The following is a 17,992-nucleotide window of genomic DNA, read 5'->3' on the forward strand; positions in this document are numbered from 1 at the left end:
GGCCCTCATTTTTAGTGTGAAAATGTTTATAAGCCTATTTTTGTGGAAAACTTGTTTTAAATTAATGCTAAACTGCAATAAAGATTATACTATCTTTAGCGGTAATAAAGGTTACCACTTAAAGAATTTGCTATCCCCAAAAACAAACTAAAAGGATAGATTTTAAGAAAATATTTTAATTGTTAGAAACGGAAATTCTCCCCACGGAATTTCCGTTTTTTATTTAATCACAGAATTAATTACCTTTAATCTATGCTAAAATCAATTCTATTTACCAACGTACTAATATGCTGGGTATTTCTTCATCATGCCCATGCTCAAAAAGCAACAACAAGTTGGAATAGTGCGCTAATCAAATCCAAGTTAGAAAAATTAGAAGTCTTAGGTTCGGTCTTGTATTTTGCGGCCCATCCAGATGATGAAAACACCAAATTAATCGCATGGCTAGCCCAAGAAAAACACCTCAGGACGGGTTATCTATCGCTCACTAGGGGCGATGGTGGACAAAACTTAATTGGTACAGAGCAGGGAATTGAACTTGGCCTCATCCGAACACAAGAGCTTCTAGCTGCACGAAAAATCGATCTGGGCGAGCAATTTTTTACCTCAGCATTTGATTTTGGGTTTTCTAAGACTTCTGAAGAAACATTTAATTTTTGGGATAAAGAGCAGGTTTTGAGAGAAGCTGTTTGGATCATTAGAAAATTCCGTCCCGATGTAATCATTACGCGATTTCCGCCAGATTCAAGAGGTGGACATGGCCATCATCAAGCTTCGGCTATCCTAGCCAAGGAAGCATTTCTTGCAGCGGCAGACCCAACAAGATTTCCAGAACAACTCAAGCTTGTAAAACCTTGGCAAGCGACTCGGTTGCTATGGAACACCTATAATTTCAGTAGCCTGAATACTATAAACGATAGTCAGATGCAAATTGAAATTGGGCAATATAACCCCTTGATTGGCAAATCTTACGGCGAAATATCAGCAGAAAGTCGCTCCTCGCACAAAAGTCAAGGATTCGGAAGTGCTGCTCAAGTTGGAAAAGCGCAAGAATATTTTGAATTTGTAGCCGGTAAACCTGCTAAAAAAGATATTTTCGAAGATATAGACCAAACTTGGTCAAGAATAACGGATGGGAGAACTATCAGTCAAAAAATAAAAGAGATTAATGCGGATTATCGGGTCGACTCTCCCGATAAATCAATTCCTAAGCTGTTCGAAGTTTTGGAATTGGTCGATAAAATTGACAATCCATATTGGAAAGAACAAAAAACAAATGAGATCAAAGACTTAATACTCGCTTGTGCTGGTATTAGAATCGAAAGTATAGCAGATTCTCCGCATTACTCCAATGGCGACGCTATAAAAGTAACAAATGAGATTATTATCAGGACAGATGCTACTCCAATACAACTTACTGCAATAAATGGACAGAACATTAGCCAGTCTTTGGAAAGTAATACCTTGATGAGTTTTCAAAGTACCTTTCCAGCGGTGTCTACCACGCAGCCCTATTGGTTAAATGCGCCTAGTAGCATCGGTCGTTTCCACTTCTCTGATTTTAACAAAACTGGAGAACCTGAAAATCCAGATTATCCATCGGTAACATTTGGTTTAATTATACATGGAAGGGCCTTTAGCTATACCAAACCGATACAATATAAATATACCGATCCTGTTAGGGGTGAAATCTATAATCCGATTGCCATTTCTCCCGCAATAACCGCATCGTTAGATCAATATGTAGTGCTAAGCCAAAACAATAAAGCACAACAAATAACGCTAACTTTTACAAATCAAAGCAATACAAAAGATAGAACGGAAACTGTCAAGCCAATTATCAATGGGAATTGGCAAATTTCACCAGGTGATCTAGAATTAAAATTTACTGAAAGCACAGCACAAATAAGTAAGGAAATCACCATACAAGCGCTGTCAAAAGAGACCCGATTAGACACTCTATCATTTATTTTTGGTAGCACTAATGAAAAGGTCAAAATCAACCGTGAGATTCATTATGAGCATATTCCAACCATTACCTGGTTTCCAGATTTAACAATAAAAGTAAGCAACCTACAATTGGATGTACCGATTAAAAAAATTGGTTACTTAGTAGGAGCTGGAGACCTTATCCCTGAATCGCTAAAGGCAATAGGGATATCGGTAGACTTATTGACCGAAGCGCAAATCCTGCATCAAAATCTATCACAATATGACGCAATCATTGTAGGAATAAGAGCTTTCAATGTATTGAAAGCTATGCAAAAGATAAGCCCCAAGATTCTTGAATATGTTAAAAATGGAGGTACGGTCTTGGAGCAGTACAATGTGAACAATAAATTGCTGTCGAATCAATTTGGTCCCTATCCGTTCAGAATCGGGAATAGTAGGGTGACGGATGAATTGGCAGAAGTACATTTTGACGAACAAAACCCTGTTTTCAATTACCCTAATAAGATTGTGAAAGCAGATTTTGATCACTGGGTACAGGAAAGAGGTTTATATTTTGCCGAAGATATCGATAGCCATTACCAAACACCGATAAAGTTACAAGACAAAGATGAACCGCTACACAAGGGATCGCTCTTGATTACTAACTATGGAAGTGGTAGATTTGTCTATACATCATTGTCATTTTTCAGACAATTGCCTGCTGGAGTTCCCGGAGCTTACAGATTATTTGTAAATTTGTTATCAAAATCAAAATAAAACATACAATACAATGGAAAATCAAGTTGAAAACAACACATGTGCACCAAGTCCAAAAGGATTAATCGTATTAATCGGTGTCATATTTGGAGCTTTAATTTCATTCACTGCAAACGAAACTTTTTTAAGTATTATAGGTGGGGCTGTAGTTGGTTTAGTTATTGCCATTCTCTTCAATAACTTCTTTTATGCTCAAAGACCAAGTGACAGATAGGAGCAATACGTTTATATCGACCAAATGGAAACGCTATTATAGCCTAGTTGCTTGTAGTCTTTTTCTGGTCATACTATTACTCTATCTATTCACGAAATATTTTTCATGAGTACGATTGATTGGATAGTTCTCATTCTGACACTTTTGACCATCGTGCTGTATGGCATGTACAAGAGTCGAGGAATCAAAAATATTGATGGGTATCTTCTTGGCAACCAATCTTTGCCCTGGTACCACGTTGGACTTTCGGTGATGGCCACTCAGGCGAGCGCCATCACCTTTCTTTCTGCTCCTGGGCTTGCATATAGTTCGGGAATGAGCTTTGTCCAATTTTACTTCGGTCTACCATTGGCCATGATTGTGCTTTGTATCACTTTCGTACCTATCTTTCATAAACTTCGCGTATTTACGGCTTACGAATTCTTAGAAAAACGCTTTGATATTCGAACCCGAGGGTTGACTGCTTTGCTATTTCTGATTCAGCGTGGTATTTCAACAGGTATCAGTATTTTTGCTCCTGCACTTATTATCGCAAGCATTTTGCACGTTAATTTATCATTAACAACAATATTGATTGGAAGTATTGTCGTGATGTATACGACATATGGTGGAACAAAAGCGGTTTCCCATACACAAATGCTTCAAATGAGCATCATATTTGGAGCGCTATTGGTGGCTGGTATACTTGTCGTAAAACTATTGCCAAGCGATATTGGTCTATTTAAAGCGCTTCATATTGCCGGAAAATCGGGTAAGACCAATGCCATAGATTTTACATTTGATCTGAATAATCAATATACTGTGTGGACAGGGATCATTGGTGGTTTTTTCTTACAACTTTCGTATTTCGGAACAGATCAAAGCCAGGTAGGTCGTTACTTAACAGGCTCATCGATAAAAGAAAGTAGAATTGGCTTATTAATGAATGGTCTGCTGAAAATACCCATGCAGTTCTGCATCTTGCTTATCGGAGTGCTTGTTTTTGTCTATTATCAATACCATACGCCTCCCATATTCTTTAACCAAGTAGAGATAGATAAGTTAAAGCAAAGTGAATACAGCAGCTCATATCGTGCTCTAGAAGAAAAACAAGTTGCAATAAGTAATGAAAAAAGGGTTACTATCGATCGTTTGACAACAGCTATTGACCGGGATGACCAGTCTGCAATAGATGAAGCAAGAACAGCACTCCAACAGTCAAATGAAAACTTTGATGATATTCGCACTGAGGTAGTCGATTTAATCAAGAAAAACAATCCTACTGCAGAGACCAACGATAATAACTATATATTCCTATCCTTTGTCACCAACACCTTCCCCAAGGGCTTAATTGGCTTGCTTATCGCAGTCATCTTTCTTGCCTCCATGGGTTCAACAGCCAGTGCAATCAATTCATTGGCGTCCACCAGTACTGTTGACATTTACAAAAGATTTATCAATAAACAATCTACAGAACATCAGGATCTCTTTTGGTCCCGTATGTTTACTTTGTTTTGGGGAGTATTCTCCATTGCTGTGGCGCTATATGCCAGCAAGCTCGGCAATCTTCTCGAAGCGGTCAATATATTGGGCTCTTTATTTTATGGTACTATACTCGGTATTTTTATTGTTGCTTTTTACATGAAAAGGGTAGGAGGAAGAGCCGTATTTTATGCGGCAATTCTATCTGAAGTCATCGTTTTTACCATTTGGAAGATGGATGTTATTGCCTTTTTATGGTTGAATGTGATTGGATGTCTCTCGGTGATGCTCTTGGCATACGTAGCCGCAACAATGGACCGTAAAAAAAGCTACCCAATCGGATAGCTTAATACTTTTGATATAAATTGTATAGGACACTTTTGTCGTATACGCTGAGTTCGGGACTTACATCATTGACGATAAACTTCCTTTTAAAAGCTACAATTGCAGCCTTCAAATTCCTCGTATCGTATCCAATAATTTTTAGAGCATCTATCGGATTGAAATTGTCTGGAGCGGATACCAGTTCACTCGGATTGTACCACAACCCAAAACCCCTATCTGCCAATCTTTTCCAAGGAAAATAAACGCTTGGATCATTTTTTCTGGCCGGAGCAATATCAGCATGGCCAATGAAATTAGAAGAGGGAATGCCATAATTTGATTTCAAAGTATCTAAAACTTGTATCAATGCTTCAATTTGGGCATCGGGAAAAGTTTCTTTCCCATTATTATCTAATTCGATTCCGATAGAAATCGAATTCATATCAGTGATACTACCCCATTTAGAAAGACCCGCATGCCATCCTCTCACATAATCATTCAGCATCTGAACAATTATACCATCGCGACTAATAACATAATGAGCGCTTACTTTTGTATGCTCAACCTGAAATGTTCTTATTGTTTGATTAAGACTATTTTGGGCCGTATGATGAATAATGACATAGTTGGGTTTACGAATATCATAATGAATGGCTGTTTCTTGTCGCACATCATTATGAAGACCAGCCTTTTCCAATGTCCATACTTTGTGTTCACCTAAACTCAGTTTAGGAATCGTATCATGTACGACTACCGTCTTGATAACCGTATCTAATTTAACGGATACAATTGGAGCCACAAGTACCTTCTTGGCCATACTTGACTTGCTCTTGCAACCGATAACGGCTACAGCAAAACAAAATATGGTCAGAAAGGCAATTTTATTTTTAAAAAGCATTATCGAGGGAGGTTAAAAACTAATCCCAACGCTAATGTTTCACTTAATTGAACTCTTGAGATAATATCCGAATCGTATATCAAAACTCCATTCAAGTTCACATTAATAGCTCTTGATACCTTAGCCGTAACCGTTACATCCAGACGATGAGATGGATCATTCAATTTCTTATAATTTGCAAATAAATTATAACGTGCTTTTACGTTCAATTTATCCGTGAAATTTTTATCCATATTTCCAGTTATCTGAAAAGCGAGGTCATTTTTGAACATCTTTCCTCCTTCAACTCCAAAGCGTTCTTGATCATTTTCAATTGGATCACGATCAGGGTATCTTTGACTGTATTGTTCAACAGTTAAGGGTTTGATACGATTATCTAAAATAAGAGTCTGTCTGGCCGTCCCCGTACCAAAACGAATAGAATAAGAATTACTTGGCTTATACTCAAAACCCAGCGATTCGGTTATATAAGCTGGCGCCATAAAAGCGTTCTCTATATAATCGATCGTATCTTTTCCATCCTTTGTCGTATACTTAAATCCATCATCAAATTGCGATTCAAATGTTAAAGAGGTATACAGGGCCCATTTAGGAGACAATTTATAAGACAGCTTATTGTCCCAAAAGATACGGTCATTATTTTTCTTCGCAATTTGACTTTTATTTTTAATCTTACCATATCTCAAATCCACTTCAGTAACAAAGTTGAAATTATCTCTGGTATAATCCGATTTATGATTTGCAATTAATCCAACTGCGGTAGAACCAACTCCTCCTCCTTTCCAGTCATCATTGAAAGCAGCTTGATTAATATTGATCCCAAATCTTGTCCAATGTTTCCAATAATCTACTTGCAATTCTAATTTAGGAACTATTGGTCTAATATTTTTTAAGGAGATATTTTCTTGTTTATTCTCCGAAATAACTGAATCAGGCTTTACTCTAAGGTCTTTCAAATTAACCTGAGCATGGACCGTGCCACACGATAAGCCAAGAATTAATAAGGCAAATAAGGATTGTAACTTCATAACAAGCGACGCTTTTTCTTTTCTTAAATTTAAGGTACTAAAATAGGATTTATTGTTGGTAATGGATCAATAAAATATCGCGCAGGATTTTTTCGATATTTTTCATAGCTGTCTTTGATGTAATTTGTCAGTTCATACTGACTGCTACTGATGATAAAAAAGTAGCTCGGTTTAAATATTCTCCTAAATTTATGGAGCTCATCACCTGTTAATCCTGTCGTACGACTGACCAATGTTTCCGAAAACTTATAATCAATGACATTGTCTTTATAATCGCTCTCGATCACTTTCTTTAATCTTTTCGCATTTTTAGCCTCTTTACTAAAAAGACTATAGATAGAATTGATACTCAATCCTGCTCCATTCTGTCCTACAGAAAATAAATCGCCAGGATCAGAAAGTCTAAAGGCTTTTTCATAATCATATTTCGCTCTTTTTAATACCTCATCAGGATCTTTTTTTGCAACCACAGAAACCTCATCTATATAAATAGATTCGCGTTTCAGATGAAATAATATGACTAAAGATTTGTCAATGAGAACCGTATCTGCAAAATATTCCTTGGCTGTAGCGATTAATATATCGCCCTTTTCAGCAGAAATAGAGAACTCCCCTTTAATATTATTAAAGACTTCTTCCTTGGTCCTCGGATTTCTAATTGTTACTTTGGAAATTCTTTGTTTTGTATTGATATCGGAAACAATACCTTCTATTTTCTTTTGTGCCAAGACCGTAGATCCTAAGGCAATCAAAAAAAACATTAATACAATATTTATCAGAGTCTTCACTCTCGTAAAACTACGTTTTAGCTTGCCAAAAGAGAAATATTTAACATCTTTTGATTATTTACTTCGAAATCACCAAAAGTTGCCCTACCGATAAATTGGTATCAATCAAGCCATTTAACTCTTTTATTTGATCCACCGAAATTCCATAAATCTTACTTAATGAGTATAATGTATCTTTCCCTTGTACTTCATGTATACGCATGGCAACGGGGCTCTTGATCTGTTCTGTTTGAGCTACGGGTACTTCAATCGTATTGTGAATGATTTCTTTCTCTACGATAACTTCCCTTTTCTCTTTCTCCACCCGTGTTTCTATTCGGTCAAATTGATAAAGCTCATACCGCTCTATCATATCGATCAACAAATCTGGATATCTAGGATTGGTGGCATATCCTGCCGCCTTAAGTCCTTTTGCCCAACCTTTGTAATCATTCTTATTGAGTAAAAATAGATCAGAATAACGTTTACGCAATAAAAATTCGGAGTGATCGCGAAAAGATTGCTCAGGACTTTCGTAAACACGAAAGCAATCATTGATATGATCATCAGGTCGTGTAATTGACTTTCCTTTCCAAACACCACCACACTTGATCCCAAAATGATTGTTAGCCTTAGTCGCCAAATAACTATTACCATTGCCCGATTCCAATAATGCTTGAGCAAGTTTGATACTGGCAGGAATACCATACCTGTTCATTTCAGAAATCGCAATTTCTTTATATTTCTCAACATAGGCATTTCCTGAAACAGCTGGTCTTAACTTACCCGGTTTATTTTTTGTCGTATTGCCACGATGTGTACTACCTTTATATACAGCGCTTTTTTTCGAGGAACACGAACTAAAAAAAACAGTAAAAGCAAGTAAGATAAAAGCAAGTTTCTTCATTTTCTATGTGGAATTACTTTAAAGCGGAGAGTCTCTTATTTTTGTTGGAAGAGTTATCGTCAAAACTATCTAAATTATACAATTCGATTGTTCTGATCACCTTTGAAGACCAATCTTTAGTTCTTGAGTATCCTGCCTTTGCTAAAGCGCCTACCCAAGCTTTGTAGTTCTGTCCCCGATTTTCCTCAAATAAGGAAGATGTGGTTTTCTTTCGTTTTACCAATGATATAAAGTCATTATAAGAATCAAGAACTGATTTATAACCTTTATATGCTGAACGAATCACTTTGCTATTATTTTTCCCTTTAATACCGAAGTGATTGTTTAAATTTTTCGCTATCTTACTATTACCATGTGCACTTTCATGCATAGCAATCGCTAAAATAACGGACGCTGGAACACCATGTTCCTGCATCATTTCTTGTGCTATGGGGCTGTATTTATCAATATAAAATTGATTGCTCTGAGCTAAAGTAGCTGTATAACTACCTAAGATCAAAATTAATACAGCAACATAGTTTTTTAATGTTTTAAAATTCATAAAGAATCATTTAGTCCACTAATCACTTTTTGCGTAATACAAAAAGTCCATCTCGAATTGGTAACAAAACCTTTTCGATGCGCTGGTCCTGAGCTAATTGTTCATTCAAATCTATGATTTGCTTTGTTTGATTGTCTGGATTTTCATCTAATACTTTGCCTTTCCACAAGACATTATCGATTAAAATCAGCCCTCCAGACGGGACTCTATCTAAGATTAATTCGTAATAGTAATGATTCCGCTTCTTATCTGCATCTATAAACACGAGGTCAAAGCTTCCTTGAATAGTTGGAATTACTTCTGCCGCATCTCCTATGTGATAGGTAATTTGTGAAGCATATTCAGACTGATCAAAGTACCCCTGCACACGTTCTTCCTGTTCGGCATTGATATCTATTGTATGTAGAACACCATTTTCCGACAAGCCTTCAGCTAAACAAAGCGTAGCATATCCAGTAAACGTACCGATTTCCAAAATAGTCTTTGGGCTGATCAATTTACTTAACATTGCAAGCACTCTACCTTGGTAATGTCCAGATAACATATGGGGCATCGTTTCCTTCAAATAAGTCTCCCTGTTTACGCTTTTAAGCAACGAATTTTCATCGTCACAAGTGTGCTCTAAGTAGGATTCTAACTGCTCATTACAAATGTCCATAACAACAAAATTACTGAACATGATTTATAAACCGAAAAAATAAAACATAACTATTTAAAAATCAGCCAACTAATATTTATGTATGTATTATGACAAAAATCAAAACTAGCTTTATGAACCAGAAAAACACTTTCATAAGATTGACTGTTTTTACAAAAGTTTAATTTTAAAAGAAAAAAAAGCCCAATCTTTTTTGAAAGATTGGGCTTTAAATTTTATCATTTATTATTGAATTACATCAAATTTGCTGTAATTAACTTTAAGAATTCTGAACGTGTTACATCATTTTGAAAAGCTCCCGTAAAAGCAGACGTTGTAGTCACCGAATTTTGTTTCTGGATACCGCGCATTGCCATACACATATGCTTACATTCAATAACTACAGCCACCCCCTTAGCACCTAGGGTTTCCTGTATACAATCGCGAATTTCATTTGTTAAACGTTCTTGAACCTGTAGTCTTCTTGCAAAAATATCCACTACACGTGGAATTTTACTCAAACCCACAATATGTCCATTAGGAATGTATGCAATATGTGCTTTTCCAAAGAAAGGTAACATGTGGTGTTCGCACATTGAATAGACCTCGATATCCTTTACTACAACCATTTGGCTATAGTCCTCTTCAAACATGGCACCTTGCAATATTTTAGCCGGATCAATATTATTACCGTGCGTTAAAAATTGTAATGCTTTTGCCACACGTTCTGGCGTTTTCAACAACCCTTCACGATTTGGATCTTCACCCAGAGATTCTAAAATATCTGTATAATGTGCTGCAATACGATCGACTTTTTCTTGATTGTATTGATCGATTTTAACGTAGCCGTCTAACTCTTCTTCTTCAAATGAGTGATTACTCATAGTTATTAAATAAATTAGTGTATAAGATTAGTCGCCAAAATATTCGACGTAATTATTTTCTGTTTCGTGAAGACGAATACAGTGCAATTGCACTTGTTCTTCCTCAAATAATGGTTTCAAAACTTCAAAGATTGCTATGGCAATGTTCTCCGTTGAAGCCATCTTATCTTTCATAAAATCGACATCAAGATTTATATTTTTATGATCAACTTTATTTACGATATGTTCCAATATAATGGTTTTCATCAATTTTAAATCAATCAAGAAACCTGTTGTTGGATTTACGTCACCTTTGACCGTTACAAACAAATCGTAATTATGACCGTGCCAGTTAACATTCGAACAGTTGCCGAAAACATTTTCGTTTTTTTCAATACTCCAATCTTCCCGGTAAAGCTTATGTGCAGCGCAAAAGCGCTCACGACGAGTGATATATACCATAATACCACAAAGATACGTCTTTGTAAGCAAAATATCACTTTCAGAAAAGTGATTACAATCACATTTGCGTAAATTATTGATTAATATTGTGCAAAGGTTCTTCCGTATGAAAACACTTATAGTAGCAGCAACACAGTTTGAAATTCAACCCTTTATTGACCGAATAGATCAATATCCCGACACCGAATATTTGATTACTGGTGTTGGAATGGTTCATACTGCTTATGCGTTAGGTAAACACCTCGCTAGAAATAAATATGATCTGATTATCAACATTGGTATAGGAGGATGTTTCAACCGCTCACTGTCTATTGGAGACGTCGTTTCAATTGATCGAGATGTATTTTCCGAATTAGGAGCGGAAGATGATGACCAATTTATCTCCATCAATGAACTTGGCTTTGGCCAGTCCATTTATTTTGCTCAACAAAATAAAAATACCATTGAATTAGTGAAAACATTACCGTCAGGCCTGGGAATCACAGTCAATAAAGTACATGGGAATGAATCTGAGATTAAAAAATTGCGGACTCAAATCCCAGAAGCGCTCATAGAATCTATGGAGGGAGCAGCGGTATTTTTAGTGGCCATGGAGACTCCGTGCCAAAGCATACAGATACGTGGTATATCCAATTATGTAGAGAAACGTAATCGTGCCACGTGGAACATCCCTTTAGCAATAAAAAATAGTAATAGGACCCTTTTTCAAATTCTAACTGAAATCTATCCGGATTAGAATTGATTGAAATTGCATATTTCGCCATCCTTTTATTAAAAAATGACATAAAAGAGGATATTAAGAAGGGAATGACCCTCAAAATATCAATAATAAATAGTAGATTTGTAATCTAAAATTTGACACTATTTTACAACTGATGAGAGAGATACAATTCAGAGAAGCACTTCGTGAAGCAATGAACGAAGAAATGCGTAAAGACGAAACAATATTTTTATTAGGAGAAGAAGTTGCAGAATACAATGGTGCTTATAAAGTAAGCCAAGGTATGCTGGATGAATTCGGAGCTAAACGCGTAATAGATACACCTATTGCAGAATTAGGTTTTGCTGGTATCGCAGTTGGTGCTGCGATGAACGGTTTGAAACCAATCGTTGAATTCATGACATTCAACTTCTCTTTAGTTGCTATTGACCAAATTATCAATGCTGCTGCTAAGATCCGTTCTATGAGTGGAGGTCAATTCTCCATTCCGATAGTATTCCGCGGTCCAACTGGTAATGCAGGACAATTGGGAGCTCAACACTCTCAAAACTTTGAAAACTGGTATGCAAATACTCCAGGTTTAAAGGTTGTTATTCCTTCCAATCCTTATGATGCAAAAGGTTTATTAAAATCTGCTATCATCGACCCGGATCCAGTTATTTTTATGGAATCGGAAGTTATGTATGGTGATAAAGGTCATGTGCCAGAAGAAGAATATTACTTACCTATTGGTAAAGCGAATATTGTAAAAGAAGGTACTGATGTTACAATCGTATCTTTTGGTAAAATGGTTCCACGTGTTGTATTACCAGCTGTTGAAGAACTAGCAAAAGAAGGTATCAGTGTGGAAGTAATTGACTTACGTTCGGTTCGTCCCATTGATTACCCAACGATTATCGAGTCTGTTAAGAAAACAAATCGTTTAGTTATTGTGGAAGAGGCATGGCCATTGGCATCTATTTCTTCTGAAATAACCTATTCCGTACAACGTAATGCATTTGATTATTTAGATGCACCTATCGTTCGTATTACAGCAGCAGACGTACCTCTTCCTTACGCAGCTACATTAATCGAAGCAGCACTTCCAAATGTAGCAAAGGTGGTAAAAGCGGTAAAAGAAGTTTCTTACATCAAAAAATAAAAGCATTTTATTGCTTAATTCTACGAAGTCCTTTGGTAATACCAAAGGACTTTTTTAATTTAGGCTATATTATACTAACTAATTCAACATGATCAAAACCTTATCACTCGCATTTTTGTCTTTTTTTATAATTTCAACCCTAATTGCTCAAGACAAAGTGCTATTAAGACTGAAACCAGACCTCGATAATCCCATTGCGCAGAAATTACATATGACAGTCGATATCAATGCGGGTGCACAAAGCACTATGGTCGATGCTATCATGCTATCACAGACCACTAATACCGCTTCTACGGATAGCACATTGACCTATTCGACCATGTATACACAAATGATTATGGAAATGGATGCTGGTATGATGACGATTAATTATGATTCCGAAAATCCAGATGCTAATGAGTTTTCTAAACAGATACATGAAAAGGTTAAAAACATGTTGAATAAACCTATCGTAGCCATTATGGCTTTAGATGGTAAAGTAAAAGATGTCGAAAATATACCTGAAGGTAATGAGCTATTCGATCCCAATATGCTTAAAGAGGCATCTTTTGAATATCCGAACCGTGAGTTAAAAATCGGGGAACAATGGAAGGCAATAAATAATAATAAAACTTTGGGTCCAATAGAACAAACCTATACCCTTAAAAGTATTTCAGCAGATGGAATTTCCATTTCATCTGAGGGAAACATAAGTGCAGATGGCGAGTCTATTGGGTCGATTATAGGTAGTTACATTTTAAATCCAAAAACACATTATATAAAAGCCGCTACCATCGAAACAAAAGTTAAAAAAGATGATATTGATGTTAACAGTAAATTAGAAATACAATAAAACCAAGAAGAGCCGTCAAATAACGGCTCTTTCCTGGTTTTATTGAACGTAAATGTTAAAAATTACGCGTTGATTTCTTCTTTATATTGATCAGCAGATAATAAAGCGTCGATATCAGCTACATCATTCAATTTGATACGAATAATCCAACCTTCGCCATAAGGATCAGAATTCACTAACTCTGGAGAAGCATCAATTGCTTCATTAACAGCTAATACAGTTGCTGTAACTGGAATGAATAAATCAGAAACAGTTTTTACAGCTTCGATTGTTCCAAAAATTTCGTTTGCAGCCACCTCTTCACCAATCGTGTTGATGTCTACAAATACGATATCCCCTAACTCACGTTGCGCGAAATCAGTAATACCAATAACGGCCTCATCACCTTCAACACGAATCCATTCGTGATCTTTAGTGTATTTTAATTCTGCTGGAAAATTCATTTTTACTTTTTTTTTAATCGTATATTTAATTACGCCATGAAGTTACAAAATATATTTATATCATAAAAATCTTGTGTATTCTATCATAATTTGTCACTACTTTTAAAGGATGAACTTCATGATTGAAAAGCTTTACGAAATTGCAAAAAAAGATACTCGTTATGTCATCGGACTCATGTCAGGAACATCTTTGGATGGACTTGATATTGCCCTTTGCAAAATAAGAAACAGCGGTAAATCTACTGAGATAAGCTTAGCACATTTTATAACAAAAGATTACGACGACGAGTTTAGAAGGCATGTAAGAGGCATCTTTGCGAAAAGGTCGATCGACCAACAATTGTTATGCGGTCTTCATGCTTACATTGGCAATGTCCATGCTACACTCATCAATCAGGCTCTTCTTGATTGGGGAATACCCAATGAAGCTATTGATTGCATAGCTAGCCATGGACAAACGGTCTTCCATGCCCCACAAAGCCTGACAAAAGACATTTACCTTCCCAATAGCACGCTCCAAATAGGGGATGCGGATCATATTGCCGTAAAAACTGGCATCATAACTATTGCTGATTTTAGACAAAAGCATATTGCTGCAGGTGGGGAGGGAGCGCCTTTAGCGGCCTATGGTGATTATTTACTTTTCTCACACCCTTCAGAAAATCGTTTTTTATTAAATATAGGCGGAATCGCCAATTATACTTTTATCCCCAGCCAAAACAGTGCTTTGCAAGCATTTGCCACGGACATTGGTCCTGGAAACACCATCATGAATCAATTTGCAAAAGAAGTATTTGATATCGAAATGGATCAAGATGCCTTGATTGCAAAGAAAGGAACGGTAAATGAGCAGCTTTTAAAACAGCTCCTTCAAGAACCTTTTCTAAAAGACAAATTTCCTAAGACTACAGGACCCGAATTATTTAATTTGGCTTATCTGCAAAAATGTATAGCGGAATCAAAGTGCGATCATATCAGTAATGAAGATATTATGGCAACATTAAATCAATTTACAGCAACAAGCATCGTTGAAGCAATAAGTGTACAAGCACAAGGTTTGACCAATGTACACATCTATATCAGTGGAGGAGGCCTTCACAACCCCTTGTTAATAGCTAAAATTAAAACCGGTCTCCCACAATATACGGTATCATCTTTTGAACATCTAGGCATAGACCCTGATGCTAAAGAAGCTGTCTTATTCGCCCTTTTAGCAAACGAAACGTTGGTAGGTAATAAAGAAAACGTTACCCAAATAAAAGACTCACCAGCAGTCTGTATGGGGAAAATCAGTCTTCCATAAATAACCGCTAATCATTATCAATCGCTTCGTGTAAATATTGCTTTAAAGGGAGCATTGCTTTATAAGAAGCGATTATATTACCTAAAGCATCTTTACCGGTCAATACAGTATCTGCTATATTTTTATGTGTTACAAAGCTTTTTAACTTCAAGAATTCTATCTCCGGATGTGTGGCATCGTAACCTGCTGGAGGTCGTTTAAGTTTATCTTCAGTCTCTAAAGATAGGTCATGCTGTTGTTTCAGATCTTCAACTATTGAATTAAAGCTGTCGCCATTATAATCGATTTCCTGACGAATAGCATCCAAATGCTTTTTGGCTGGTCGCCAGTAACCACATGCTATAAATGATTTACCTGGGGATATATGAATATAATATTCAGGACCGTCCAATTTTCTTCCATCAATAGAAATCCCTGCTCCAAACCAATTCTTATAAGGTGTTTTATCTTTTGAAAAACGGGTATCACGGTAGATACGAAATAAACATTTATTTGCTTGAATATCTGTTGTAATATGTGGATCAAACTGAGACAATTCAGTAATCAAGTCACCTACAAACTGACGTACATCAGCCAATGCAGTTTCATATCGATCTTTTTCTTCAGCAAACCATTCGCGTGTATTGTTATTTTGCAAATCCTCTAAAAAGGTGAAGGTATTTTGGTTTAAATGTCCCATATATTTATTCTTAATTTACTAACAATAAAAGTAAATAAACTAAAGGTGCGGCGATCAACAAACCATCAAATCTGTCCAAAAACCCACCGTGTCCTGGTAAGATATGACCCGAATCTTTCACATTTAAGCTACGTTTCAGCATAGATTCCACCAAGTCACCTAATGTACCAAACACAGCAATGATCACGGCTACAAGTATCCATTGCCACTGTGGTATAGTGCCAAAATACTGAGCAAGGAATACTGATACCAGTACCGCTAAAATAATGCCCCCCAAAAAGCCTTCCCAAGTTTTCTTCGGAGAAATGCGTTCAAATAATTTATGTTTTCCTAAAGACCTTCCTGCCAAATATGCACCGGTATCACTCGTCCATAATAGAATCATGAATCCTAAGGGGATAAAATGATTAAATTCTGCATCAATAAAACCTAATCGTGTAAAACAATAAAACGGAAATCCGACATAAAGAATACCTAAAAGAGTAAAACCAATATCGTTAAAGGGAAATCCTCTTTTTTGAAAAAGAGCCTGTATATAAATTCCTAAGAGAAACGGAATAGTTAACAAAATAAATTTTGCCTCCAACAAACCCAAACTAAATAGGGCAGTAGTGATAAATAAAACAAAAGTGGTCAATATGCCTAAAAACTGATTGGGTTTTCTTTCATCAGAACTCACAATACCATAAAACTCATATAGGCACCAAGCGGTTAATACAGTAAAAAAACCTAAGAACACACTTGCACCCAATAGCATGGCACCCACCATGATAATAATGAAGAAAAATCCAGTAATAGCTCTAGTTTTCATGCTAATTTTCTTTTTCTGTCGTTGAATCAATAAGACTTATTGCCTGCTCTTCATCTTCCTGATTGACATAAAGCTCGATCTTACCAAAAACAAGATAAGATGAATCTTGCTTATTCAACACAATAGCAGGTATACCGCTTTCTTCTAACATTTGTTTGACGATTTCAGCTTCTATTGCATTTGCATAGATTTTAATCTTCTTCCAGCCTTGTTCCATGTACTATTTTTTTAGTTGAATGATAATATAATATTACAAAAATAGCAGTAAATATTAAGCTTGCAAGATAAACCCAATTTGGTTCTTGTTCAAAAACATTCATTTCCTCAAAACCCATTCCTTTTCTTGTGTAGTAGAATGCAATAACCGTGGCACTTGCATTATTGATAAAATGCCCGAAAATCGGTAAATAGATGTTTTTACTCCACACATAAAGATAGCCAAAGAAAGCGCCAAGCAACATTCTCGGGAAGAATCCAAAGAATTGCATATGAAAGGCACTAAATAATATGGCTACTACCCAGATGACGACATGCTTATTGGCAATCCAGCGTCCAAATATATTTTGAAGACAACCTCTAAAAACCATCTCTTCCCCAATAGCAGGCACAACTGCTAATATAAAGAGATTGATAAAAAGCCCCGACCACGTAGACTCCTCTACAATCTTTTTTGTCATAACAGCAGCACTATCCTCGCTCGCTCTCATCCATTGTTGCACCCCTTGAAGACTTTCTGGCAATTGCATCGACTCATTCCAATATGAAATAACAGACATCATCGGGATAAAGCACAGCATCGCAGCAAAGACAAAAAGATACTGTCGCAAGGAAACCTGTTTAAGTCTTTCAAAATATAGGTTAGCTCCCAATTCTGTACGATATAAAAGCCAAGCAGGTAAAATAAAAGTAGCAATACTACTGCTGAGCAGCAGCATCTTAAGAGCACCCGAGCTATCTTGTAAAAAAGAAAAACTGAAAGAATTATCAGGATGCAAAATTTTCATATACAGCCCGACCAACCCCATAAATAATAATTGAATGCTCGTGCCTAAAACAATCATATATAACAATAATTTAATTAATGATTTTCCGGGGCTAATCTTGGTTGTTAATTCTTCCATGTAATACATTCCTTTTTTTGATAAACTTAAATAAATTAGATTAGATTTCCGATATCATTGCAGCGATATAACTGCTTATTCTTGGTTTTTATATGTTGTAAACATCTTTACAAGACCCTAGAAGGATGCT

The 17,992-nt window shown here is 36.2% G+C and carries 20 protein-coding genes; 7 read left to right on the forward strand and 13 right to left on the reverse strand.

Annotation, left to right across the window (positions count from 1 at the left end; genetic code table 11):
- The first annotated feature begins 252 nt into the window (after nucleotides 1-252).
- The 3 genes from KO02_RS00665 to KO02_RS00675 all read left to right on the forward strand — a co-directional run bounded on the left by KO02_RS00665 (nucleotide 253) and on the right by KO02_RS00675 (nucleotide 4,729).
- A complete protein-coding gene (locus KO02_RS00665) occupies nucleotides 253-2,709 on the forward strand; it encodes a PIG-L family deacetylase (protein WP_038694950.1) in 2,457 nt (818 codons plus the stop codon).
- Between the two features lie 13 nt (nucleotides 2,710-2,722).
- On the forward strand, nucleotides 2,723-2,923 hold the full coding sequence (locus KO02_RS00670; RefSeq protein ID WP_038694952.1) for a hypothetical protein: 201 nt from the start codon (nucleotides 2,723-2,725) through the stop codon (nucleotides 2,921-2,923).
- Between the two features lie 105 nt (nucleotides 2,924-3,028).
- Nucleotides 3,029-4,729: a sodium:solute symporter gene (locus KO02_RS00675; protein WP_038694954.1), complete on the forward strand. Its 1,701-nt coding sequence runs from the start codon at nucleotides 3,029-3,031 to the stop codon at nucleotides 4,727-4,729.
- Between the two features lies 1 nt (nucleotide 4,730).
- On the opposite strand, the gene KO02_RS00680 is transcribed toward KO02_RS00675, so the two are convergent.
- From KO02_RS00680 to KO02_RS00715, 8 genes are all read right to left on the reverse strand, one after another.
- A complete protein-coding gene (locus KO02_RS00680) occupies nucleotides 4,731-5,606 on the reverse strand; it encodes an N-acetylmuramoyl-L-alanine amidase (protein WP_051959705.1) in 876 nt (291 codons plus the stop codon).
- Nucleotides 5,606-6,634, reverse strand: a complete 1,029-nt coding sequence (locus KO02_RS00685) for a DUF3078 domain-containing protein (RefSeq protein WP_038694956.1) — start codon at nucleotides 6,632-6,634, stop codon at nucleotides 5,606-5,608. The genes KO02_RS00680 and KO02_RS00685 overlap by 1 nt, the downstream gene beginning before the upstream one ends.
- A 29-nt stretch (nucleotides 6,635-6,663) precedes the next feature.
- The gene (locus tag KO02_RS00690) at nucleotides 6,664-7,395 is read right to left on the reverse strand and encodes a hypothetical protein (protein WP_038694958.1); all 732 of its coding nucleotides are present in this window, start codon (nucleotides 7,393-7,395) and stop codon (nucleotides 6,664-6,666) included.
- A gap of 85 nt (nucleotides 7,396-7,480) precedes the next feature.
- Nucleotides 7,481-8,308 carry a glucosaminidase domain-containing protein gene (locus KO02_RS00695; RefSeq protein ID WP_038694960.1) on the reverse strand — a complete coding sequence of 276 codons (828 nt, stop codon included), beginning with the start codon at nucleotides 8,306-8,308 and terminating at the stop codon, nucleotides 7,481-7,483.
- A gap of 13 nt (nucleotides 8,309-8,321) precedes the next feature.
- Nucleotides 8,322-8,849, reverse strand: a complete 528-nt coding sequence (locus tag KO02_RS00700; RefSeq protein ID WP_051959706.1) for a glucosaminidase domain-containing protein — start codon at nucleotides 8,847-8,849, stop codon at nucleotides 8,322-8,324.
- Nucleotides 8,850-8,871: 22 nt separating this feature from the next.
- Nucleotides 8,872-9,507, reverse strand: a complete 636-nt coding sequence (locus KO02_RS00705) for an O-methyltransferase (protein ID WP_038701921.1) — start codon at nucleotides 9,505-9,507, stop codon at nucleotides 8,872-8,874.
- 233 nt (nucleotides 9,508-9,740) lie between these two features.
- On the reverse strand, nucleotides 9,741-10,370 hold the full coding sequence (gene folE, locus KO02_RS00710) for a GTP cyclohydrolase I FolE (RefSeq protein ID WP_038694962.1): 630 nt from the start codon (nucleotides 10,368-10,370) through the stop codon (nucleotides 9,741-9,743).
- 27 nt (nucleotides 10,371-10,397) lie between these two features.
- Nucleotides 10,398-10,811: a 6-pyruvoyl trahydropterin synthase family protein gene (locus KO02_RS00715; protein ID WP_038694964.1), complete on the reverse strand. Its 414-nt coding sequence runs from the start codon at nucleotides 10,809-10,811 to the stop codon at nucleotides 10,398-10,400.
- A gap of 106 nt (nucleotides 10,812-10,917) precedes the next feature.
- Between KO02_RS00715 and mqnB the strand changes: the two genes are divergently transcribed.
- The 3 genes from mqnB (at nucleotide 10,918) to KO02_RS00730 (ending at nucleotide 13,505) form a co-directional block, all read left to right on the forward strand.
- Nucleotides 10,918-11,547 carry a futalosine hydrolase gene (mqnB, locus tag KO02_RS00720; RefSeq protein WP_038694965.1) on the forward strand — a complete coding sequence of 210 codons (630 nt, stop codon included), beginning with the start codon at nucleotides 10,918-10,920 and terminating at the stop codon, nucleotides 11,545-11,547.
- A gap of 139 nt (nucleotides 11,548-11,686) precedes the next feature.
- Nucleotides 11,687-12,673 carry a pyruvate dehydrogenase complex E1 component subunit beta gene (locus KO02_RS00725; RefSeq protein WP_038694968.1) on the forward strand — a complete coding sequence of 329 codons (987 nt, stop codon included), beginning with the start codon at nucleotides 11,687-11,689 and terminating at the stop codon, nucleotides 12,671-12,673.
- 88 nt (nucleotides 12,674-12,761) lie between these two features.
- Complete coding sequence (locus KO02_RS00730; RefSeq protein ID WP_038694970.1) at nucleotides 12,762-13,505, forward strand: DUF6263 family protein; 744 nt, start codon at nucleotides 12,762-12,764, stop codon at nucleotides 13,503-13,505.
- Nucleotides 13,506-13,567: 62 nt separating this feature from the next.
- On the opposite strand, the gene gcvH is transcribed toward KO02_RS00730, so the two are convergent.
- Entirely contained in the window at nucleotides 13,568-13,948 is a 381-nt protein-coding gene (gene gcvH, locus KO02_RS00735; RefSeq protein ID WP_038694972.1) for a glycine cleavage system protein GcvH, read from the reverse strand.
- 118 nt (nucleotides 13,949-14,066) lie between these two features.
- On the opposite strand from gcvH, the gene KO02_RS00740 reads away from it, so the two are divergent.
- On the forward strand, nucleotides 14,067-15,251 hold the full coding sequence (locus KO02_RS00740; protein ID WP_316929680.1) for an anhydro-N-acetylmuramic acid kinase: 1,185 nt from the start codon (nucleotides 14,067-14,069) through the stop codon (nucleotides 15,249-15,251).
- A 7-nt stretch (nucleotides 15,252-15,258) separates the two neighbouring features.
- Here the strand turns inward: KO02_RS00740 and KO02_RS00745 are convergent, their stop codons facing one another.
- Genes KO02_RS00745 through KO02_RS00760 form a run of 4 tightly spaced genes read right to left on the reverse strand, consistent with a single transcriptional unit; the run spans nucleotide 15,259 to nucleotide 17,862 of the window.
- Nucleotides 15,259-15,930 (reverse strand): DUF2461 domain-containing protein, encoded by a 672-nt coding sequence (locus tag KO02_RS00745; RefSeq protein WP_038694975.1) that lies wholly within the window; start codon nucleotides 15,928-15,930, stop codon nucleotides 15,259-15,261.
- A gap of 10 nt (nucleotides 15,931-15,940) precedes the next feature.
- Nucleotides 15,941-16,741, reverse strand: a complete 801-nt coding sequence (locus KO02_RS00750; RefSeq protein WP_038694977.1) for a phosphatidate cytidylyltransferase — start codon at nucleotides 16,739-16,741, stop codon at nucleotides 15,941-15,943.
- 1 nt (nucleotide 16,742) lies between these two features.
- Entirely contained in the window at nucleotides 16,743-16,958 is a 216-nt protein-coding gene (locus KO02_RS00755) for a DUF2007 domain-containing protein (protein WP_038694979.1), read from the reverse strand.
- Nucleotides 16,933-17,862: a CPBP family intramembrane glutamic endopeptidase gene (locus KO02_RS00760; protein ID WP_158500253.1), complete on the reverse strand. Its 930-nt coding sequence runs from the start codon at nucleotides 17,860-17,862 to the stop codon at nucleotides 16,933-16,935. Before KO02_RS00760 ends, KO02_RS00755 begins: the two co-directional genes overlap by 26 nt.
- Nucleotides 17,863-17,992: the final 130 nt, after the last annotated feature.

The sequence above is a fragment of the Sphingobacterium sp. ML3W genome (assembly GCF_000747525.1).
In the GTDB taxonomy this organism is placed as follows: Bacteria; Bacteroidota; Bacteroidia; order Sphingobacteriales; family Sphingobacteriaceae; genus Sphingobacterium.